Annotated in this window: 16 protein-coding genes and 1 riboswitch; of the genes, 13 read left to right on the forward strand and 3 right to left on the reverse strand. The window is 53.1% G+C overall.

The window, feature by feature from the left end; genetic code table 11:
- Positions 1 to 763: 763 nt before the first annotated feature.
- A complete protein-coding gene (locus ACFSX3_RS31955; RefSeq protein WP_209994604.1) occupies positions 764 to 1,912 on the forward strand; it encodes a hypothetical protein in 1,149 nt (382 codons plus the stop codon).
- On the opposite strand, the gene ACFSX3_RS31960 is transcribed toward ACFSX3_RS31955, so the two are convergent.
- On the reverse strand, positions 1,891 to 2,643 hold the full coding sequence (locus tag ACFSX3_RS31960) for a DUF2278 family protein (protein ID WP_209994603.1): 753 nt from the start codon (positions 2,641 to 2,643) through the stop codon (positions 1,891 to 1,893). The two genes, ACFSX3_RS31955 and ACFSX3_RS31960, sit on opposite strands and share 22 nt — an antisense overlap.
- A 97-nt stretch (positions 2,644 to 2,740) precedes the next feature.
- Here ACFSX3_RS31960 and ACFSX3_RS31965 point away from each other — a divergent pair, with 97 nt between their 5' ends.
- Positions 2,741 to 3,163, forward strand: a complete 423-nt coding sequence (locus ACFSX3_RS31965) for an ASCH domain-containing protein (protein ID WP_209994602.1) — start codon at positions 2,741 to 2,743, stop codon at positions 3,161 to 3,163.
- 363 nt (positions 3,164 to 3,526) lie between these two features.
- On the opposite strand, the gene ACFSX3_RS31970 is transcribed toward ACFSX3_RS31965, so the two are convergent.
- Positions 3,527 to 3,892: a hypothetical protein gene (locus ACFSX3_RS31970; RefSeq protein ID WP_209994601.1), complete on the reverse strand. Its 366-nt coding sequence runs from the start codon at positions 3,890 to 3,892 to the stop codon at positions 3,527 to 3,529.
- 756 nt (positions 3,893 to 4,648) lie between these two features.
- Positions 4,649 to 4,741: riboswitch (cyclic di-GMP riboswitch) on the forward strand.
- Positions 4,742 to 4,823: 82 nt separating this feature from the next.
- Between ACFSX3_RS31970 and ACFSX3_RS31975 the strand changes: the two genes are divergently transcribed.
- The 11 genes from ACFSX3_RS31975 to ACFSX3_RS32025 all read left to right on the forward strand — a co-directional run bounded on the left by ACFSX3_RS31975 (position 4,824) and on the right by ACFSX3_RS32025 (position 19,413).
- Complete coding sequence (locus ACFSX3_RS31975) at positions 4,824 to 7,727, forward strand: choice-of-anchor A family protein (protein WP_379258182.1); 2,904 nt, start codon at positions 4,824 to 4,826, stop codon at positions 7,725 to 7,727.
- Between the two features lie 695 nt (positions 7,728 to 8,422).
- The gene (locus tag ACFSX3_RS31980; protein ID WP_209994607.1) at positions 8,423 to 9,388 is read left to right on the forward strand and encodes an alpha/beta hydrolase; all 966 of its coding nucleotides are present in this window, start codon (positions 8,423 to 8,425) and stop codon (positions 9,386 to 9,388) included.
- Positions 9,389 to 9,881: 493 nt separating this feature from the next.
- Entirely contained in the window at positions 9,882 to 11,417 is a 1,536-nt protein-coding gene (locus ACFSX3_RS31985; RefSeq protein ID WP_209994600.1) for an HD-GYP domain-containing protein, read from the forward strand.
- Positions 11,418 to 11,621: 204 nt separating this feature from the next.
- Complete coding sequence (locus ACFSX3_RS31990; RefSeq protein ID WP_036700638.1) at positions 11,622 to 12,011, forward strand: NusG domain II-containing protein; 390 nt, start codon at positions 11,622 to 11,624, stop codon at positions 12,009 to 12,011.
- On the forward strand, positions 11,995 to 12,558 hold the full coding sequence (locus ACFSX3_RS31995) for a Gx transporter family protein (protein WP_209994599.1): 564 nt from the start codon (positions 11,995 to 11,997) through the stop codon (positions 12,556 to 12,558). Before ACFSX3_RS31990 ends, ACFSX3_RS31995 begins: the two co-directional genes overlap by 17 nt.
- A 19-nt stretch (positions 12,559 to 12,577) precedes the next feature.
- A complete protein-coding gene (locus ACFSX3_RS32000; protein ID WP_209994598.1) occupies positions 12,578 to 13,444 on the forward strand; it encodes an ATP-binding cassette domain-containing protein in 867 nt (288 codons plus the stop codon).
- A complete protein-coding gene (locus ACFSX3_RS32005; protein ID WP_209994597.1) occupies positions 13,420 to 14,328 on the forward strand; it encodes an energy-coupling factor transporter ATPase in 909 nt (302 codons plus the stop codon). Before ACFSX3_RS32000 ends, ACFSX3_RS32005 begins: the two co-directional genes overlap by 25 nt.
- The gene (locus tag ACFSX3_RS32010; RefSeq protein WP_339221917.1) at positions 14,315 to 15,112 is read left to right on the forward strand and encodes an energy-coupling factor transporter transmembrane component T family protein; all 798 of its coding nucleotides are present in this window, start codon (positions 14,315 to 14,317) and stop codon (positions 15,110 to 15,112) included. Before ACFSX3_RS32005 ends, ACFSX3_RS32010 begins: the two co-directional genes overlap by 14 nt.
- A 21-nt stretch (positions 15,113 to 15,133) precedes the next feature.
- The gene (locus ACFSX3_RS32015) at positions 15,134 to 17,059 is read left to right on the forward strand and encodes a peptidase U32 family protein (protein WP_209994596.1); all 1,926 of its coding nucleotides are present in this window, start codon (positions 15,134 to 15,136) and stop codon (positions 17,057 to 17,059) included.
- Positions 17,060 to 17,227: 168 nt separating this feature from the next.
- A complete protein-coding gene (locus ACFSX3_RS32020; RefSeq protein WP_209994595.1) occupies positions 17,228 to 18,511 on the forward strand; it encodes an aspartate aminotransferase family protein in 1,284 nt (427 codons plus the stop codon).
- Positions 18,512 to 18,528: 17 nt separating this feature from the next.
- Positions 18,529 to 19,413: a UbiA-like polyprenyltransferase gene (locus tag ACFSX3_RS32025; RefSeq protein ID WP_209994594.1), complete on the forward strand. Its 885-nt coding sequence runs from the start codon at positions 18,529 to 18,531 to the stop codon at positions 19,411 to 19,413.
- Positions 19,414 to 20,134: 721 nt separating this feature from the next.
- Here ACFSX3_RS32025 and ACFSX3_RS32030 read toward each other — a convergent pair.
- A complete protein-coding gene (locus tag ACFSX3_RS32030; RefSeq protein ID WP_209994593.1) occupies positions 20,135 to 21,115 on the reverse strand; it encodes a polyprenyl synthetase family protein in 981 nt (326 codons plus the stop codon).

Consider the following 21,115-nt stretch of genomic DNA (forward strand, 5'->3'; position numbering starts at 1 on the left):
ATCTACGCATATTAGCGATTTTTCCTGCTGCGGCCTCGGACCGGACGGCCCCTCGAAAATTTCAGGGGGTCAGCGTTTCGGCGTGTCCTGGCGCTGCATAAACGGATGCATAAACGTAATCATTACGTATGTATAATTTACCAGCGCTGATATGCGTAAGGCCGCGCGGTTGTAGGGATCGCAGGGCCGACCGCTGGAAATGTATATGCAATGTATAGGATGCGTTTATGCAACGGATGGACAAACGTAGGCGGGGCGCGGGTTTGTGGCATGTACGTAGGGCCTACGCAGTAACAGTGCGTTGCTCCGATAAGTGAATACGGTTGTATAACGTAAATATTACGATTAAAATACCCCAAGGCCCCTAGCTCCAGGCCTCTATTCTGCTGTATATAAAATCCGCGCAGCATTTTTAACTCGGGGAGCCAATATATGTAAATATTACGAAGTAGCTACTTTTAATCACGCTTAGTCTGCGCTATAATAGAGGCTACGTAGGGCTTCGTAGAGAACGTAGGTCATCGTATGAATGTCCGTTATAGGCTGCGTAAGGCATCCGAAGTTATAACGTGGAATTAACGCACTCGTAATGCGTAGGCCGGGGGTTCAATTCCCTTCACCAGCATCCTTACAAAGTCGATAGTGGCGCAGGTTCCGGTTTTTTTGGAACTGCGCCTTTTTTCTATGCAAGTATCAACTTCTACCATCCAAATATAGTATAGTGTTAAGCATATGGTTGGATGCTAGGAGGCAAGGACATTATATGGGAAACCGGACATTCCTGAGTGTTACCAGTGCCGATACAGATTTAATTGATTATGAGAATACAGCTTTCGAGACGAATAATTTTCTCGCTCCAGTATGGTTTTGTCTGGTTAGCCAAGACCAGTTCCAGCGCTATAGCAGGCAGCTTATGCAAGCTTGGAGCAAGATTCAACCTCATATGGACCAACCGGATGTGGAGGATTTGCCTGAGTGGGAGCATTTCTCCGGGGCCTTCCAATGGCAGATTCCATGGGCGGATACTGCAGAGCAATTGCGCCTGAGTTTACCCGGCACGCTGGCCCGTTTCCCAGCGATTTCCACTCCTGTACATGAGTGGCTGGAGACCTTATCGACCCATGTACAGCGTTATTCTGCTGCCGTTATTCATCTGGAGCTTTCGCAATATTTCTCGTTCACTGGCGATCCCGCCCTATATCTGAGAGACATTCAGGAGTACGTTACCCTCTGGCAGTCGCCGCATCCCTCGCAGGAGAAGGTCTGGCAGGGAGCAGCCGATAACTTTTATATGCTGAATGGGGAGCATTTGCCATGGAGAGAACCTACGGCAGCTCAACCGGAGCAAGCTTCGGATATTCAGCCAGCACAGTCCATTCCTCCAGCATCCGGGAAGCGCCAGTCCAAATGGCGGGAGGAGCTCAACATCTGGTTGCTTGTGATTCTATCCGCAGCCCTCTTTTTTGCCGTCTATGTCACGACCTCCAGTGGTTGGTTGGCGGTGCTCTGCTTCTTCATTCCCTCTCTTTGTATCGTTTTGTGGAATATAATTATCGGTCGTAAACAAACCTCCCGCCATCAGCTGGAAGCGGCTAGGACCTCGAAGAGGAACAGTCTCCCCTCTTATCCTGTGCTAAGGATTGAGTATTTCGACGGGCGTTCACCTATTGGGGTGGATGGCATGGAAATTGGTCCTTCGGAGGATAAAGCGTTACCGGATCTTATCCCCTGGCTGCAAATCCTGCAAGCAAAGGTGCTTTCATCTCATGAGGTCGAGCTCATCGTTTCTGCTAACCCTTCACCAGTCTCTACCTTACAACTTCATTTGAAGATGGATGAACAGCTGGATGCCAAGGATATCGTATCAGCGGTTAATGCGATGGTGCTGGCTCATGACAAAGCATTGGTATGATTACATTCACTAACCGGCTTGGTGGCATCGCCCTGGTCGTTGGTACACCAGGATTGGGACTGGAAGGCCAGGAAGATAGCCACCCACCTGTGTTCATTCTCGAAATGTATAAGGACTCCGCCGTCTTGCCATGTGCCATTTTCACTGGCGTACCCGCCCGCATTGCCTTGGTTCATATGAATATTATGAACGCCGCGTCCGGGGGTGAAGCCGAAATACTTATCGGGCTTGTCCTCTTCCGGTCCCCAAGGCTCGCCGAATACGTACAGGGTTGCATCCTGTTCCTGTGCCTCCTTGAGATAAGAGGTGATTTTATCATACAGATTGTTGTGGGGATCGCTGTCTTCAGCTTCATTCCGGTTCGTATTAGGCAGAGCTACCATCTTACTGGGAATCACCAGGTTTCCTCTGATATAATCAAGGGCAAGGCTCCGGTTATGCCCGGTGATCTTCGTGAAGCCGGATTCAAGCGTGAGCCAACGGTCCGTTTCTTCCGCTTTGAAATCTTCGCCCACATAATAAAGCACCTGATTTGCAGTGTCCTCCGGTAAATGTTCCGCTTTAGCGCTTGATCTGATATTGATAGCCGCCCTGTACTTTTTATTAATATTACCTTCAACCTCAACCAGTACCTGGACATGATTATTTTTGACACCTAGCTTATATATGGTATCCTCATTGGATAATTTGCATTTTAATACCCCGTACCCTTGATCTAATCCGTTACCCATAGTTCGTCAGTCCCCCTTCTTAGCTATTATTGTTTCCCATAGAAGGCCATAGTAATTCTGAGTAAAAAGGTGTTCATCAGAGGAGGCAAGCTACATTATGAAATGCCTGACCATTCGCCAGCCGTGGGCCACGTTAATTGCGCTGGGAGAAAAACAAATCGAAACCAGGACCTGGCGGACCGCCCACCGGGGGGAGTTAGCCATCCATGCCGGGATGCAGGTGAATAGGGCGATCTGCCGGACGGAGCCGTATCAGTCGTTGCTTGCCCGTCATGGCTACACTGCAGACAATCTGCCAACGGGCAAGATCATTGCAGTCAGCCGCATTGCGGATTGCTGTGAGGTGACGCCGGAGCTGGTGCAGCAGGGCTGGCCGGGTGGCAATGAATATGTATTCGGCAATTATGCCGAGGGAAGGTATGCCTGGAAGCTGGAAGAGGTTGTTCCGCTGGTACATCCTATATCTGCTAAGGGACGCCTGGGGTTCTGGGAATATCCTGTGCTGGAAGAGGAATTGTGAATTTCCTGACGGCAATGTGAAGAAAAATTGCTCCAGATTGGCTGCCAGCTGGTATAATTGGGATATTCGGCGGGAAATCTTCCTATATATAAGGATAGTTGTGCTCTGAGGCGGTCTACCGCTGGAGAGGGGCAGGAATGCCGGGAAGGAGCGTATGCATAATAGATGGGAAGCCTTCTAATTGCATGGCTTTGTATGCTTTGTTTGTTTCTTGCGTTCAGGGATCAGGTAAGCCGGAGAATCCTGTACCCGGTAGCTGTAGTGGTTATATGCGGCACGTTGGGGTATTGGACGTTATTAATGTAGCCGCATCCGGGCGATCATTTGATGTAGAAGTCTGCCGCTTGCGGCAGGCTTCTTTTGTTAGCGCTGCTTCATCTTCTCCATACCCAGATATCTGCGCATATGCAGAGTGGCCTGGGCGGCAATCACATCATCCAGCAGCAGCATCCGCTCGTGATAACCCCTACAGATGAATTTGGCTTCAACGCCTGCCTCCAGCCGCTGCTGTTCATAGACCTTCAGACCACGGGCGCGCATCCCGGCACGGACCTCCCGCAGATCGGCAGAAGCGGCATGGACGGCCGTCTGGATCACCTCCAGATAAGGCGCAGGCGTGCGCAGCTCTGAGGATATAGCAGAAGCATCGCGCTCGAAGGCGGATAGAATAAGCGGCAGCAAAATATAGGATTTGACCAGCAGGTTGTCCTGGCTCTCTGCTCTTTGCATCCTTCTCAACCCCTCGAAGAGAACGTATATTCGCATTGTAACTCATCCTTCAAAAAATAATCAATGGGTTTTATAAACTAATCCTAATAATGTGACATTTTTCACAATAAAATAGAATGAATTATTTTATATTAAAATTGAAATATTAAAGATAGAGGATTAAAAAATTTCAGCTCAAAGGAGAATGGCAATGAGTCATGAAGGAAGTCTCCGCCGTGGTTTAGTATTCGGGATCATTCTAAGTGTTCCGCTCTGGGTATCGATGATTGGCTGGGTTCAGCTGTTCGGGTCTGCCTAGGCGACATTTTTATTCAAAATATATGAATTCTATTTGCAGGTGTCGTCCCTATGGGCGGCACTTTTTTTATGAGCTGAGATGCTCATAAATAGGTAAAATTGCATTGAACAGGAGCAGATGATGAGTAGAGGTGGGCTGAGGGCGATAAAATAGGACGAATGTATCAAATTTTAATGATATAAATTGATAGTATTATAGAAAAGAGAGACAAACGGCTACAGCCAATCCTCTGATTTCTCGACTTTTTTCGTCACTAGATAAAAAAGGGACTGTCCCTTAACCCTTACGGTACAAGGGATCAATGAGGAACCATCGTAAAAAATAATTTCAAAAAATATACTGGGAGTGGATTGACAATAGGGTGTGAGAGCGGATAAACTGAAATTAGTACAAAAGTAACAAATGTCATAGACTCAACAATGAATTTACATAAGCAAATTATAATTTCATATCGAAATCATGTACAAACGCAAACCGTATCGAAAGAACGGGACGCAAAGTCAGGAATCTACTGTCTCAAAAGTTGAGGCTAGGGTCGTCCGGCCGCCGTGAAGCTAACCCTTCTTGGCGGTCTTTTTTGTTGTTATAGTCTCGTGACAGATTCATAGAATAGTAACTAGGAGGTGTGGACTATTGAAGAAAAGAGTGCGTAAAACAGCCGCCATCATTATGGCGGGCCTATTGACCTTATCCAGTGCCTTTACGTGGGGGACGGATGTTAGAGCAGCTTCAGGGGTACCGTATACGCCAACACCGGTTTTGGGTGTCGCAGGGAATTTTAATGCTTTTATCCTCGGGGATTTTAAACAAGCCAATGATCAGATTGAGGGCCGCCTGGCAGCGGCAGGGGACATTACCCTCTCCGGAGGTTACGGAGTAGCCAGAGCATACAGGGATGTTGCTCCGACGGATGTACTTGTGGCCGGTAAGAATTTTGTACATTCAGGTAGTGGAGAGATCTATGGGAATGTGGTATTTGGGGATAGCTTTACAGCCAATGAGCCTGGTGTCAACATCAAGGGCGGGAAGAAAAATGCCAGCCCGATTGATTTTGCAGCCGAGCAGCGGATGCTGATCTCCCGATCCACAGAGTATGGGGCTTTGGCCGACACGAATGAGATTGGCGATAATCATTATGGACAGCTCAAGATAAGTGCACCGGATCGTTTCAATGTAGTTCATTTGGATGCTTCGACACTGGCGAAGACCAACTATATCGAATTCAACATTGCCCAGAACGCTACGCTGATTATTAATATAAGCGGGTCTACAGTCAATGTGCCGAGCTTTTCAATGAGTAACGGCAGAGCCAGTCAAGTATTGTTCAACTTTTACGAAGCCTCTGAGGTGAATATCGAATATACCTCATTCTTCGGGACGATCCTCGCACCTAGAGCGGATGTTCATTATGCCGGAGCAGAGCTGTACGGAACCCTGATTGCAAAATCTTTTAGCGGCGGGGTAGAGATGCACCTGGGATTGTACGAAGGAGAGGGGCCGCCGCCGAGTCCGACGCCGACCGCAACGCCGACACCTAGTCCATCACCGACACCAACGGCTACACCAACGCCAACCGTGAAGCCAACGCCAACGGTAACACCAACACCTACAGTGAAGCCAACGCCGACGGTGACACCAACACCAACCGTGAAGCCAACACCGACGGTAAAGCCTACACCTACAGTGAAACCTACACCAACAGTAAAACCTAGCCCGACACCTGTGTGCACTCCAACTCCAAAGCCAACACCAACAGTCAAGCCGACGCCAACACCGACCGTGAAGCCGACACCGACACCGACTGTGAAGCCGACGCCAACACCAACCGTGAAGCCGACGCCGACGCCGACCGTGAAGCCGACGCCAACACCAACCGTGAAGCCGACGCCGACCGTGAAGCCAACACCAACGCCGACCGTGAAGCCGACGCCGACGCCGACCGTGAAGCCGACGCCAACACCAACCGTGAAGCCGACACCAACGCCAACTGTGAAGCCGACGCCAACACCGACCGTGAAGCCGACACCAACGCCAACTGTGAAGCCGACGCCAACGCCAACTGTGAAGCCGACACCAACGCCAACCGTGAAGCCGACGCCGACGCCGACCGTGAAGCCAACACCAACGCCGACCGTGAAGCCGACGCCGACACCGACCGTGAAGCCGACGCCAACACCAACCGTGAAGCCGACGCCAACACCAACGGCAGTACCGACACCGACGCCGACAGCAGTGCCAACACCAACGCCAACAGCGGTACCGACACCAACGCCAACAGCGGTACCGACACCAACGCCGACAGCAGAACCGACACCAACGCCAACGGCGGTACCGACACCAACGCCGACACCAACACCAACGGCAGAGCCGACGCCAACGCCGACGGCGGTACCGACACCAACACCAACGGCAGAGCCGACGCCAACGCCGACGGTAGAACCAACGCCGACACCAACAGCAGTGCCAACACCAACGCCAACAGCAGTACCGACACCAACACCAACGGCAGAGCCGACACCAACACCAACGGCAGAGCCGACGCCAACGCCGACGGTAGAACCAACGCCGACACCAACAGCAGTACCGACACCAACACCAACGGCAGAGCCGACACCAACACCAACGGCAGAGCCGACACCAACGCCAACGGCAGTACCGACACCAACGCCGACGGTAGAACCAACGCCGACACCGACACCAGAGTCAACACCGACGCCAACGGTAGAGCCGACACCAACGCCGGCACCGACACCAACACCGACGGTAGAACCAACACCGACACCAACACCGACGGTAGAACCGACACCAACACCGACGGTAGAACCGACACCGACACCAACACCTACGGTAGAACCAACACCAACGCCGACACCGACACCAACGCCGACGCCGACACCAACGCCGACGCCGACACCAACGCCGACACCAACGCCGACGCCGACACCAACGCCGACACCAACGCCGACACCAACGCCGACACCAACGCCGACGCCGACACCAACGCCTACGCCGACACCAACGCCGACGCCGACACCAACGCCGACACCAACGCCGACGCCGACACCAACGCCGACGCCGACACCAACGCCGACGCCGCCGCCGACACCAACGCCAACACCAGATCCAACACCAGTAACAACGCCAGCGCCAATATCGCCGCCGTTCAGTTTCCCTCCAGTGCCTACGCCGACTCCGATTATCGGATTTATCGTGAGCAATGATGTGGCTGTGAATGATGATCCGCTGCCGCTTGGACCTGTAGCAACTCCAATAGCTACAACAGTACCGGCACCAACGCCGACACCGGCTGTTGCGGTTGCGCCAATAGCAGCAACACCGGAGTCAACGCCGTCAGCGGAACCGGCACCCGATGTAGTCATTATTGATGATGAAGTTCCTCTAGGCGGTGTGCCTGTGGAAGGGACTCTGCCGAAGACGGGCGAATCTAGTCCTGCACCTTATTATTTTGCCGGTTTGGCACTAGCGGGTCTGGGCTTGATTCTTAGAAGAACAACCAGAAACAGCAAACGTAAGTAAGTGAATCATCCTAGCTGAGTTTTATACAAACAAACGGTGATCCTGTAATTTGACAAGGGCTGCTTTCGGAGAAGACGTTCTCCTGGAAGCAGCTCTTTCTTTTGATTAGAAAATTATGATTTACGTCCGATGTGGATAAGTTGTGCATATAGTTGGGGATAAGTGTCTTGGAGCATCCGCAGGATGACTATATTCTGGATCAGGAATAGGAATGACTTCGCTGATTTCACTGAACACATGGACAGCGCGTGGTCATCTGGGCTGATTATGGTCGATAAACCGACTACATTCGGTGCGGCAGAGGCGTGTGGGTCGGATATGGTGGAAAAACCGACTACAATGGCGATGCCGCAAGCATTTTGTTCCTTTTGATACTCCCACTCTTAAACAGCGGAGCGGGCGGAATGATTGTGGAGAAGCGGAGCGGTCGCCTTTGTATCCGGATTTTCACCGATTAGGGGAATAAAAAAATCTGGATACAAGAGCGATTGGAACAACGTTCCGTTTGCGGAGCGTGCTTCTAAGCGTCGCCGTAATTCATACTCCATTACAAAATACACTAAAAAACAGGGCGTCTCGGCTGTATTTTTAGTTGGCCGTACTCCCGTGCTATACTAGGCTCAAATTACACTAAGCAAGAGATGCTTTTCCCTGACTGGGAAGGGTTGCTTACTAAAGGAGGAACGTTGATGTGGATGCTATACCTGCTTGTGGCGCTGATCGTCGTGGCCGCAGGGGTGGGATATGCCGGAATCTATTTTTATGGAGTAGCCATTAGGCGGGCCCCTAAGGAATTCCTGGCCAAGACTCCAGACCTTAAGATCGATCCGCCGCCGGTGGCCGGAGCTTCGTGGGGAGAAGGGGCGGAGTGGGTGTCCCGGCAGACCTTCCGTGAGGTAGAGCTGGTGTCTGAGGAGGGGCTCAAGATGCAAGGCTATTATCTGGCGTCAGAGCGTGCTGCCGGACGGACGGTCATTGTTGCCCACGGGTATTCCGGGAAGGCCAAGGATATGGGAGCGACCGCTAAGAACTATTATGAGAACCTGGGGTACAATGTGCTGTTGCCTGATGCTAGAGGACACGGGAAAAGCGAAGGAGATTATATCGGCTTTGGCTGGCCGGAGCGCCGGGATTATCTGAAATGGATCGGATTTGTCCTGCAGGAGAACGGACCGGACGCGCAGATCGTGCTGCATGGCGTATCTATGGGCGGAGCCACGGTGCTGATGACGTCCGGCGAGGAGCTTCCTCCGCAGGTCAAGGCGATTGTCGCCGATTGCGGCTACACCTCGGTCAAGGCGCAGCTGTCCTATCAGCTGAAGCGGATGTACCATCTGCCCAGCTTCCCGTTTGTGCCGGTGGCCAGTCTGGTGACCCGGATGAAGGCCGGTTATTCCTTTGGGGAGGCGTCTGCGCTGAAGCAGGTACGCAAGGCCAAGGTGCCGATTCTGTTCATCCATGGGGATGCGGATACCTTCGTGCCTTTTGATATGATGAATGAGTTGTATGAGGCCTGCCGGAGTCCGAAGGAGCAATTAGTGGTGCGTGGAGCGGGGCATGGTCTTGCCTATGATACGGATAAAAGCACATACATCCGCACAGTAGGCGAATTCGTGGAACGCTATGTACACAGCCCGGCTGCCGCTGAATCAGTAAGGTAAAAGTCCCTAGAACGTAGACGCGCCCGATATCCGCTGACAGCGGTTATCGGGCGCTAATTATGTTCCACACATGGGGCCTTTCCCCAGAACAGGGAAGCAGCACACCAAGTCTTTATCGGTATATTAATCCCCCGCCGTCTGTGAGCAAGACGGGTGTCGTTATTCCTTGTTATTTCCAGCAGCCGTGTGGCGAGAGAAATCCTTCCAATACGACAAAAGCCCTACCTCTCTTTTGTCCTTGCGGCTCCGTGGCCGCGCCAGTGTGAATCGGAATGCTATGTTCGAATTTAATCTCATAAAAGGGATAAGTACTGCAAGAAAACGTAAGATATTGTGTCCAAACCGCCGATAATATATAGAGTGATTCATCGGCCTGACATCTTCTTGATGGGGATAAACATACTCGAAAACAAATATTATTTTATTATAGCACGGGCATCATAAAAACGCAACTGTATATTGGGCTGAGGCCGGGACGGGAATGAGGGGACAGATGAGACTATACAGAGGTTTTTTGAGAAGTCAGATCCGGAACTATGTCTTCGGCTCTACTGTAGCGGTACTGGCAGTCGGGAGTCTGCTTATGCTATCTTCCCTGGAGATCAGCCGGGTTGAATATTACCGCCTCCTGCTGGTGCTTATTTTTTCTTTTGTGATTATGGCGTCCATAGAGATTACGGTCTTTCTCAGACAGATCAGACCCATACGGGCTGCGCTGGTTCAGGAGAATGCTACATTACCTATGCTCGAGGAAGCTTATCTGCACGCCCACCAGCTGCCCAAACGGGCCATTCAGCGGATTATGGGGCCGCATCTGCTCGGATTATCCGTGCCGGCTCTGTTGCTGACATTCTGGATGATTCATGCGGGCTGGGTGACGTTCCCTTATATCTATCTGATCCTGGCTATGTGCTGCGCTGTGCTTGTGGCCTGTATGCACTCCCTGATTGAATTCTTCCTGACCTGCACCGCCATTATTCCGCTGATCAAGGAATTCAGGAACCGTGCGCTGGAGCAGTATGGCGTGGATTTTGCCCTGGAGGGCCATGTGTTCGTGCCGATACGCCCCAAATTCCTGGTGAGCTGTATGCTGATCGGGACCTTCCCGCTGTTCCTGTTTATTATGGCGACACATATCCGTATGAACGGTGAGGGGGATTCTATAGTTGTCGTCGGACTTCAGAGCTATTGGGCCTGGGCGGGGATGGTGCTGCTGATCGGCACGCTGTTCTCCTCCATTGCGGCCTGGCTGCTGACGAACAGTGTACAGCATCCGATCCATGAACTGTATCAGGCGATGAACCAGGTGAAGGACGGTAATCTGGTCCAGGTGCAGGATGAGTATTCCGATGAGTTCTCCAAGCTGGTTGCGGGCTTTAACATGATGGTCCGCGGGCTCCAGGCCAGGGAGCAACAGAGCCGCCAGCTGCTGGACAGCTACTTCTCCACCCTGGCCGTGGCGCTGGATGCCCGCGATTCTTATACGGCAGGACATTCGCTGCGTGTAGCGGAGTATTCGGTTATTATTGGACAGCTGGCCGGACTGAGGGGGCAGGAGCTGGATGATCTGCGCAAGTCGGCCCTGCTGCATGATATTGGCAAGATCGGGGTGAGGGACAGCATCCTGTTCAAGGAAGAAGCCCTAACGGATGAGGAATTCCTCCAGATTCAGAGCCATACGGTGCTGGGGGAGAATATTCTGCGGCAGATTGAACCGGCGGACAAAATGGCACCCTTTCTGGGCGGTGTCCGCTCGCATCATGAGCGTTATGACGGCCACGGCTACCCGGATGGTCTTGCCGGTATGAATATCCCCCTGCATGGCCGGATTATCGCGGTGGCAGATGCCTATGATGCGATGACATCGGACCGGCCTTACCGGAAAGGGATGGACCACGAACGGGCGCTGGGCATTCTGGAGCAGGGCAGCGGCAGCCAGTGGGACCCAGAATTCGCCGGATTGTTCCTGGGTTATTTCGGACGGAAGCCGGAAGCCCGCAAGGATGCGCAGCCGGTCCAAGCCGGGTAATACACAGTTTGAGTGCATTATCCTTTTATTCCTTGCCGAAGCGGATACTATCCAGTTTATGGAGGTTCCGCTTCGGCTTTGCGTGCCTATTTTGTGAACTGACATGGAAATGCGACAATTAACGACTACATTCATTGAAGGATTGAAGGCAGACCGTTATAATTATTAAGTCTGGATTTTAATTAAAAAATAAGGGAGATTTCTATGAAACGCGCAGATGTGCTGCTAATTTCTATCGTTCTGATTGCTGCGCTCGCTTTTCTCGTGCCAAGATGGCTGTCAAACGATGCTGATAAAGGTGGGCCAGGCAAAGAACTCAAGGCCAATATAACGGTAGATGGTAAGTTATTCAAAACGATAACCCTGACCAAAGAAGAGCAGACTATTGAGGTCCGCACCGAGCGGGGCTATAACATTCTGAAGGTGCATGATTACGGGGTTGAGATGTTCGATGCGGATTGTCCCGATAAGGTCTGTCTCGGCTTCGGATTCATCACGTTGCCCAAGCAGACCATCGTATGTCTTCCACACCGGGTATTGGTTGAGATTGCAAGTGCGGCCGGGGAGGATGAAGTAGATGGCTATGTCCAGTAGTGAATCGGCTACAGCGCTGAAGCGGACCGTAATTATCGCTATATTTGCTGCCGTTGCTGTGGTGCTGAGTATTGTGGAGGCGCAGATCCCGCTGGCCGGAGTGGGGCTGATGCCCGGGGCGAAGCTCGGCTTCGCCAATATTATGATTTTGACCTGTATTTACTTTCTGCGCGGACGCGATGTCCTGGTACTGGTGATCCTTAAGACACTGCTGACCGCCTTCCTGCTCGGCACGCTGTCCAGCCTGCTGTTCAGCTTGTTCGGCTCCCTGTTCAGCTTCATTGTGATGTTCGCGCTGGTGAAGCTCGGCCGCAAAAAGTTCAGTGTTATCGGCATCAGCATTGCGGGCGGCTTGGCTCATAATACGGGACAGCTGCTGGCAGCCTCGTTCGTATTTAATTCAACCAGTATTTTCTATTATCTGCCGGTTCTGCTGATTACCGGTATTATTACAGGCATTGCTGTCGGCTTCGCCGTCCGGTATGTGGTTGACTCGCTATCCAAAATATCCTTGTTTGAAGAGTTCCTGAACGGACCGGGTCACTAGCTGCGGAAGGATGAGTAACATGAACCAAGCGTACAACGATACAAAAGCCGGTGAGAAGCCGGCGGTGATTGCCCTTGAGGGCGTATCCTTCGGCTATGATCCGGAGCATCCGATTCTCCATGATATCAACGTATCTATCCCGCAGGGCCAATGGGTGAGCATTGTAGGGCCTAACGGCTGCGGCAAATCGACCCTGGTCAAGCTGCTGAATGCGCTGCTTCCGAAGAGCGCAGGCCATATCTCTGTCTGCGGGCATATGCTGCAGGAAGAGACGGTTCAGTCCATCCGGCAATGCATCGGAATGGTTTTTCAGAACCCCGATAACCAGTTTATCGGACAGACGGTGGAAGAAGATATTCTCTTTGGCCTGGAGGGCCTATGCCTGTCCTACGAAGAGATGAAGGAGCGGCTTGAATTCTATACCGGTAAGCTCGGGATCAGCCATCTCCTGTCCAAGCATCCCGGAGAGCTGTCGGGCGGGCAGAAGCAGCGTGTAGCCATCGCCTCGATTCTCGCCATGAAGCCAGGCATCGTCATCTTCGACGAGGCCTCTTCTATGTTGGACGAAGGCAGCCGGGATGAGCTGATGGGGATTCTGCGCGACATGCAGGCAGAAGGCAGCTACACGATTCTGCTGATTACTCATGATGCCGATGAGATTCTGGCGTCGGACCGGGTGCTGGCGCTGCACGGGGGAAGCATCGTGGCAGATGTATCACCTGCGGAACTGTTCCGTGATGCTGAGCTTCTGGAGAAGTGTCATTTGCGGGAGCCATATACTTGGCAGCTTGCCCGTGAACTGGAGAGCCGGGGAATTACGGTGGATGTACCCGCCAGCGAAAAGGAGCTTATAGACACACTATGGCAATACAACTACAGCAAGTAAGCTACACGTATGCCGACCGCAGTATGTGGAAGCAGACGGCGCTGCACGGGATTAATCTGGAGATTGCCCAGGGTTCGCTGACCGGAATTGCCGGAGCCACCGGATCGGGCAAATCGACACTGCTCCAGCTGTTCAATGGCATTCTTAAGCCGACAGAAGGCACGGTGCAGGTGCTGGATGTAACGATAACTGCAGGGGAGAAATCACCGAGGCTGCTTCCGCTGCGGCGGAGGGTAGGCCTCGTCTTTCAATTCCCGGAGCAGCAGATGTTCGAAGATACGGTGGAGAAGGATCTCTGCTTCGGGCCGCTGAACTTCGGGGTCAGCCTGGAGGAGGCCAAGGAGCGGGCGCGCAAGTCGATGACGGATATGGGACTGGATCTGGCGCTGCTGGAGCGCAATCCCTTCCGGCTCAGCGGAGGACAGATGCGGAAGGCAGCCATCGCCTCGGTACTGGCGATGGACCCGGACATTGTGGTGCTGGATGAGCCGACCGCCACCCTGGACCCGGTAAGCCGCGCGGAGCTAATCGCGCTGCTGGAGCGGCTGTGCCGCGAGCAGGGCAGGACGATCATCATCGTGACGCACCGGATGGATGAACTGCTGCCGGTGGCCGACAACTGGGTCCTGCTCAAGGAGGGGGAACTCGCCTTCCAGGGCAGCGGCCGCGAGCTGGCCGCCGATCCGGCGATTCTGGAGCGCTGCGGACTGCGGGTTCCGCAGTCTCTGCGTTACTGGCAGGCTGCCGCCGAGCGCTTCGGCCTTAGCGGCGAGCAGCCGCTTCTTACAGCGGAGGGCCTCGCGGGGCGGCTTGCCGCCTTGCTTGAAGAGCGCCACACGCTGAATGCCTCCGGCAGGGAAGAAATGGGGAATGGCCATGAATGAGCGTCTGCTGCTGGGACGCAGCATTGATACGGGCTCTTGGGTGCATAAGCTGGATGCCCGGTCCAAAATCACCGGGATGCTGCTCTATGTAGCGATCATCCTGCTGTCCACTTCGTGGATATCGATCGGGCTGGTCGCGGTCTTCTCCATTGCGGTGATGGCGACGACCCGCATTCCACTGAAATATTTCATTAAGGCTGCGAAGCCTTTGCGTTATCTGATGTTGTTCATTTTCATCGTACAGGCGCTGTCCGTGAAGGAAGGGGAGGTGCTGTGGTCGCTTGGCTCGTTCTCGCTGCATGCGGGCGGCCTGCGGATGGGGGCATTTTCTGTCATCCGCATGTTATTCCTGCTGACCTTCACCGCGCTGCTGACCTTCACGACAACGCCGGGCAAGCTGAACCAGGGGCTGGAGGGAGTGCTGGCCCCGCTTAAGAAGCTCAGGCTGTCACCCGACCGGATTACGCTGATGATCAGCATCGCGCTCCGCTTCATTCCGACGATTCTGGATGAGGCGCAGATTATTCTGAAGGCGCAGGCCTCGCGGGGTGCCGATCTGAAGGAGCTGCCGCTGAAGGAGAAGGCGCGGATGCTCGTCTCGCTGCTGGTTCCGGTCATCGCCAGTGCGTTCCGGCGGGCCCAGGACCTGATCTATTCCATGGAAGCCCGGGGCTTCCGCATGGATGCGCCGCGCAGCCGGTATCACCGGCTCAGGTGGGGCGCGGCGGATACGCTTTTTGTTGCTATGTTCGTTGTACTGGGAGTTGCAGTTGCATTATTGTAAGACATTTAGGGGGATACGGAAATGGCACGTTATTTTAATGGTAAAGAAGTAGAGTTATTGGCACCTGCGGGAACCTTCGAGATCTTCAAGGCTGTCATTGAATCGAAGTGCGATGCGGTGTATTTCGGCGGTCCGGTGCTGAACATGAGAATGATGCGCAAGGGCTACAACTTGAGTCATGAAGAGATTATCGAAGCCCTGAATATCGCTCATACGATGGACAAAAAAGTATATATCACGGTAAACAATCTGTTCAGCGAAGAGGATGTGGAAGAGGCCAGAGCGTACCTGCGCTTCCTGGACACGGCCCGCCCGGACGCGCTGATCGTGCAGGATATGGCTGTGCTGGAATTGATCCGCGAGATGGGGCTGAATCTGCCGGTTCACGCGTCCGTCATGATGAATGTGCATAATCTGGAGATGATCCATGCGCTGAAGGAGCTGGGCGTCAGCCGGGTCGTTACCTCGCGGGAGATGGATCTGCAGACCGCCAAGCTGCTGGGACGCCAGAGCGGCATGGAGCTGGAGTATTTCATCCATGGGGATATGTGCTCTGTCCACGGGGCGAACTGTTATTTCAGCTCCCAGGTGTTTGGGATGAGCAGCAACCGGGGCAAATGTATGAAGCCTTGCCGCTGGGATTACCGGATCAAACGTGACGGCTATGTCTTCCCTGCGGAATATCCGCTGGCGGTGAAGGATATGTTCATGTATGAGCATCTTCCGGAGCTGATTGAATCCGGCATTACTTCCTTCAAAATCGAAGGCCGTATGCGCGACAAAGACTTCATGGTGATGCTGTCCAACAGCTATGGCGATGCGATTGACCGTTATATCGATGATCCGCTGGGCTTCGACCGGACCCAGGATTCCAAGGACCTGCATAACAACCGCAAGCGCGATTTCTCCACGGCGTATGCTTTTGGCAAACCGGGACTGTCGAATATCAACCGCCGTTATGAGGGAACTGGCAAGTTCTACAGCACCGGCAAAGTGTTCAGTACGCCGACTGCCGAGCGTGAACTGTCTGCCGAGCGAGTGATGGAGCTGCGCGGGCGAATGGCTGAAGACAGACGCAGTACCCTTAACAATCCTGAGCTGGCAGTGCGTGTGAATAATATGGAGCAGGCGCGTCTCGTACTGGAGATGGGAGTGGACAGCTTGTATCTGCCGGGCGATGTGTTTGAGCCGGACCGTCCTTTTACGAAGCAGGATATTAAGGACCTTGGAGCAGTAAAAGGTCATACCAAGCTATATCTCGGCCTGCCGCGGATGATGAATGAGCTGCATTTCGACCAGTATGATCATCTGCTAAACGGGGAACGGCTGCCGATTGACGGACTGATCATTACGAACCTGGGAGCGATCCGCCGTTACCGTGGGACCGGTTATCCGATGATGGGCGATGCCAATCTGAATGTCTACAACCATCTGTCTGCCGGACTGTATGCCGGACTGGGCCTTACGAAGCTGACTGTTTCGCCGGAGATGACGCTGGAGCACTTCGCCACCTTCACCTCGCACAGCGACCTGTCGCTGGAGGTTGTGGTTCACGGAACGCCTGCGCTGATGTATATGGAGCATGATCTGTTCGAGAATACAGAGGTGATGGAGCCGATTGGGGAAGAAGACAACCAGTATGTCCGCAATGAAGTGCTGGTGCTCAAGACCGACAAGGGCGAGAACCCGGTCTACCGTGACCAATATGGCCGCTGCCATCTGTTGTTCGCCAAGGAGTTATGTTATCTCCCAATGCTGGGTGAAATGAACGGCCTGGGGATTGCCAGCTTCCGCATTGAAGGCCAGACATACAGTATAGAGGAGCTGCGCACTATTATTGCTGCTTATCAGGCTGCGATGGATGGAACGAAGCCGGAGGATGATCTGCTGGGCGGATTGAAGCCGGTATATGCGGGGTACACCCTCGGTTCACTGCAGTTTAACTAATGCTAATAATTCAATTTTAAAATAACGCTATTGCGAGTATAATAAGGGAATATGGCGCGATTATAAGTACCTTTTTTCACAAACTAATAGACAGGTGTGCCTGATGTGGCACTAGCCTGCTTAGCCATCATTGTTAAATCATCAGCTATCGAAAGCGAGGGGAATCTCATGGAACAGAGCGTTATCATTGGAAGAGAAGCGGTAGCTGCCAAAAGAAAGCAGTATTTCTACCCGTGCACCGCACATTTTTACCGGGATGCCCCGCAATTGGTACGTGGAAGCATGCAGTATGTCTACGATGAGAACGGCAAGGAATACACCGACTTCTTCGCGGGAGTCTCTGTGGTTGCCTGCGGCCACTGTAATCCGGCTATTACTTCCCGTACGATAGCACAACTGCAGCAATTGCAGCACACCTCGCCGATCTATCTGACCCAGCCGAATGTAGACTTGGCGGAACGCCTTGAAGAAGTGCTGCCGGGCGCGCTGCGCCGGACATTCTTCGTCAATAGCGGCTCAGAGGCGAATGAAGGGGCGCTGCTGCTGGCGCGGATGCATACCGGCCGCAAAGGCTTCATCGCTCTGGATGCCGGCCTGCATGGCCGGACCAACCTCACTATGAGTGTGACCGGACTGCAAATGTGGCGGACCGATGCCTACCTCGATGAGGATGTGACGTTCATTAAGCGCCCGTATCATCCGGAATTGACGCTGGAGGAAGCGGCGGTGCAGTCCATCCAGAATCTGAAGGAGGTACTCGCTGCCCAGGGAGACACCATCGCTGCTATGATCGTGGAGCCGATTCAGGGAAATGGCGGGATTGTCATGCCTGCGCTGTCTTACTTCCGTGAGGTGAAGGCGCTGCTTGAGCAGTACGGTGTACTGCTGATTGACGACGAAATCCAGACCGGCTACGGCCGGACGGGAGCTATGTTTGCGATGGAGCATTTCGGCGTTGTGCCGGACATTATCAGCATGGCTAAGGCGCTGGGGAACGGTGTGCCCATCGCTGCCTTTTCCACGACGGATGAGATTGCGGCATCGCTGAACAAGCCTTCCGCCTCGACATTCGGAGGGAACCCGGTCTCTGCGGCTACGGCACTAGCGGTGCTGGACTACATCCGTGATGAGCGGCTGGCGGAACGTGCGGCTGAGCTCGGCGGGCAGCTGAAGCAAGGCTTGCTTGATCTTCAGGAGCGTTACCCTGCGTTGATTACCGATGTACGGGGCAGCGGACTTATGCTGGGGGCCGAGCTGGCCGGTACGGAGACTGAGGATGCCGCTGCTGTGACAGACTATGTGCTGGAAGAGTTGAAGGACCGCGGATACCTGATCGGCAAAAACGGCATAGGCCGCAACGTCCTCGCCTTCCAGCCGCCGCTTGTTGTCACTTCCGGGAATATCGATGCCCTGCTGGATGCACTCCATGAAGTGCTGCAAGCGATCCACTGAGAAAGAGGCCTAACATTATGGTTATCATTAATGCTTTTAAACATACGGCACTAAAAATGAAAATGTTCAGCGAGCTGGTGATGTTCTCCCATACGCTGTTCTCCCTGCCTTTTGCCATCATCTCGATGGTGTGGGCGGCGGGCGGCTGGCCTTCCGGCCATATGATGTTATGGGGACTGATCGCGCTGATTGGGGCACGCAACGGGGCGAATGCATTTAATCGTCTGGTGGACCGCACCTTCGATGGCAACAATCCGCGTACCGCCCACCGGCATCTGCCGCAGCGCCTGCTCGCCGAGAAAGAAGTCATTCTGTTCATTATCATCAACTATGTCTTGTTCATTGTGGCCTCCGGGATGCTGAACCTGCTCTGTCTGGTGCTGTCCCCGGTAGCCATTGTACTGATCTCATCCTATTCCTATACGAAGCGCTTCACCTTCCTCAGTCATCTATATCTGGGCTTCGTGATTGCTTCGGCGCCGATTGGTGCCTGGTTTGCGGTTACCGGGAATATCGCTTTCACGCCATTCGTGATCGGAACTGTGGTAATGCTCTGGATTGCCGGGTTTGATATCATCTACGGGACCCAGGACATTGAGTTCGACCGGAAGAACGGCTTATGGTCCATACCGAGCTTCTTCGGCCTGGAGAATGCGCTGTGGATCTCCAAGGGGCTGCATTTCATTATGGTTATGCTGCTGCTATTCCTGTACCTCTGGCGTGATCTCGGCTGGATGTATCTGGTCGGCATCGGCGTCGCTACGCTGCTGCTCATGACGGAGCACAAGATCATCAAGCCTGCTAACCGTAAGCTGATGAAGGTGGCTTCTTATAATTTGAATCAGGTGATCAGTATGGTGATATTACTGTGTACGCTGATTGATTATTTTTACGTTAATTAGAGGTGGGGGTGGGGGCGGCGCGTCGGGTGCGCTGGAGGTTGGGGCGCTGCACTGCGCGGAATATTTGGACTTCCGGTCGCTGTTAACTTCGGATTCCCTGATTATAACCGCTGGCTGCGGTAGGAATCTGAAGTTAAAGGCGAACGCTCCGCTCCTCCAGTTCCAAAATTCCTCTCCGTTCCGTCCTAACCTCCCCAGGCAAGATTAACTTCAAAAAGACAACAGGCCTACCCAGCAGGGGGCAGCAAAAAAGCGCGAAAAGCTTAGAGCTTCGCGCTTTTCTTTTTTGGGCAGACGAGACCGAGACCGAGACAAACCCCAAAGCCCGAACCCTGTAACATCCCTGAAGCTAAACACGTTCACGTTCGCTTCGCTGCGTTCACTTGTTTAGCGAAGCGGCAGTAATCATTGACATTGCAATTGCACTCCGTACAATAGAATCCGGTGAAATTAGTCTTGAAATCGCATCTGTTGCACTTTGTACAGTAGAATTTGCTCAATGGATGTGAAATGGGCACTTTTTCTGAAATCAATTGTACGAAATACAACAGAACGCGTTTGAGCTTAAGAATTGGTGGAATCTATTGTACAAAGTACAATCATCAGCATTAGATTCCAATGGGTCCATCCCTTGAACCCGCCAAGGCAACAAAAAAGAGCCTGATTAAAGGCTCTTGATTGGCAAATAATTACACATAAAGCGCTGGCGGGTAAGGCGGGCTCAGCGGTCACGCCCGGCGAAGTACTGCAGCAGGGTCTTCAGGTCGTCATGCGCCGGGAAGCTGGAGAGCTGCTCCACAATAGCAGCAGCCCGGGCCAGGTAGTCCTGGCTGACGGCCTCTGAGCGGGCCAGGGCATCACTGCCCTTTACCAGTTCCAAGACCTGCTCGATGTCCGCAGGAGAAGAGCCAGGGCCTATTCTGCGGATGGCAGGGGCAAGCTCAGCATCCTGTAAGGCGAAGAGCACCGGAAGGGTAACCTGGCCGTGGCGAAGATCGCTGCCAGCCGGCTTGCCGAGTACATCTGCGGATTGCGTGAAGTCCAGGATATCATCCTGAATCTGGAATGACATCCCCAGCGCTTCGCCGAAATCATAGAGAAGCTGAGCTGTCTCAGCACTGCTCTCCGCTGATAGTGCGCCTACCCGCAGACAGGTTGCCATCAGCAGCGCGGTTTTGTTACGGGACTTCTCCAGATATTGCTCCAGCGTAAGATTATAATCGAAGGCATGCTCTAACTGCTGGTATTCCCCAAGACATAACTGGGCCGTGGCGACAGAGGATAGATCGTGAACATAACGGTCCTTATCCCCGGTGTACTTGCTGAGCAATTCAATAATGCGGGCAGACATATAATTACCGATATGAACAGCGGATAGAATACCGGTCTTGATATGCAGCGCAGGCTCGCCCCGCCGCAGCTCGGCGTTATCAATAATATCGTCATGAATCAATGAGGCCACATGGATAAATTCAGCCGCAGCGGATAATTGCAGGGTTCGCCGTCCTTCAGGTCTCAGACCAAACCGGCTGCCGACAATGACCATCAGCGGACGGAGGCGTTTCCCGCCGGAGCCGGTCAGTTCGAGAATGCTCTGCGCCAGCTGAGACTTTTTGGGAACATCCTTATCATGGGTCACCAGATTCTTAATTTCACGGTTAATTTCATTCAGATCAATATTCAAGGCTTCATGCAGCTTCAT

It is taken from the genome of Paenibacillus rhizoplanae (genome assembly GCF_042684125.1).
Taxonomy (GTDB): domain Bacteria; phylum Bacillota; class Bacilli; order Paenibacillales; family Paenibacillaceae; genus Paenibacillus_AQ; species Paenibacillus_AQ rhizoplanae.

What these genes read in the sequence shown, in the direction of transcription:
- ACFSX3_RS31955 (WP_209994604.1), top strand. Translation starts at nt 764, where the DNA reads ATGGGAAACCGGACATTCCTGAGTGTTACCAGTGCCGATACAGATTTA.
- ACFSX3_RS31960 (WP_209994603.1), bottom strand. Translation starts at nt 2,643, where the DNA reads ATGGGTAACGGATTAGATCAAGGGTACGGGGTATTAAAATGCAAATTA.
- ACFSX3_RS31965 (WP_209994602.1), top strand. Translation starts at nt 2,741, where the DNA reads ATGAAATGCCTGACCATTCGCCAGCCGTGGGCCACGTTAATTGCGCTG.
- ACFSX3_RS31970 (WP_209994601.1), bottom strand. Translation starts at nt 3,892, where the DNA reads ATGCAAAGAGCAGAGAGCCAGGACAACCTGCTGGTCAAATCCTATATT.
- ACFSX3_RS31980 (WP_209994607.1), top strand. Translation starts at nt 8,423, where the DNA reads ATGCTATACCTGCTTGTGGCGCTGATCGTCGTGGCCGCAGGGGTGGGA.
- ACFSX3_RS31985 (WP_209994600.1), top strand. Translation starts at nt 9,882, where the DNA reads ATGAGACTATACAGAGGTTTTTTGAGAAGTCAGATCCGGAACTATGTC.
- ACFSX3_RS31990 (WP_036700638.1), top strand. Translation starts at nt 11,622, where the DNA reads ATGAAACGCGCAGATGTGCTGCTAATTTCTATCGTTCTGATTGCTGCG.
- ACFSX3_RS31995 (WP_209994599.1), top strand. Translation starts at nt 11,995, where the DNA reads ATGGCTATGTCCAGTAGTGAATCGGCTACAGCGCTGAAGCGGACCGTA.
- ACFSX3_RS32000 (WP_209994598.1), top strand. Translation starts at nt 12,578, where the DNA reads ATGAACCAAGCGTACAACGATACAAAAGCCGGTGAGAAGCCGGCGGTG.
- ACFSX3_RS32005 (WP_209994597.1), top strand. Translation starts at nt 13,420, where the DNA reads ATGGCAATACAACTACAGCAAGTAAGCTACACGTATGCCGACCGCAGT.
- ACFSX3_RS32010 (WP_339221917.1), top strand. Translation starts at nt 14,315, where the DNA reads ATGGCCATGAATGAGCGTCTGCTGCTGGGACGCAGCATTGATACGGGC.
- ACFSX3_RS32015 (WP_209994596.1), top strand. Translation starts at nt 15,134, where the DNA reads ATGGCACGTTATTTTAATGGTAAAGAAGTAGAGTTATTGGCACCTGCG.
- ACFSX3_RS32020 (WP_209994595.1), top strand. Translation starts at nt 17,228, where the DNA reads ATGGAACAGAGCGTTATCATTGGAAGAGAAGCGGTAGCTGCCAAAAGA.
- ACFSX3_RS32025 (WP_209994594.1), top strand. Translation starts at nt 18,529, where the DNA reads ATGGTTATCATTAATGCTTTTAAACATACGGCACTAAAAATGAAAATG.
- ACFSX3_RS32030 (WP_209994593.1), bottom strand. Translation starts at nt 21,115, where the DNA reads ATGAAGCTGCATGAAGCCTTGAATATTGATCTGAATGAAATTAACCGT.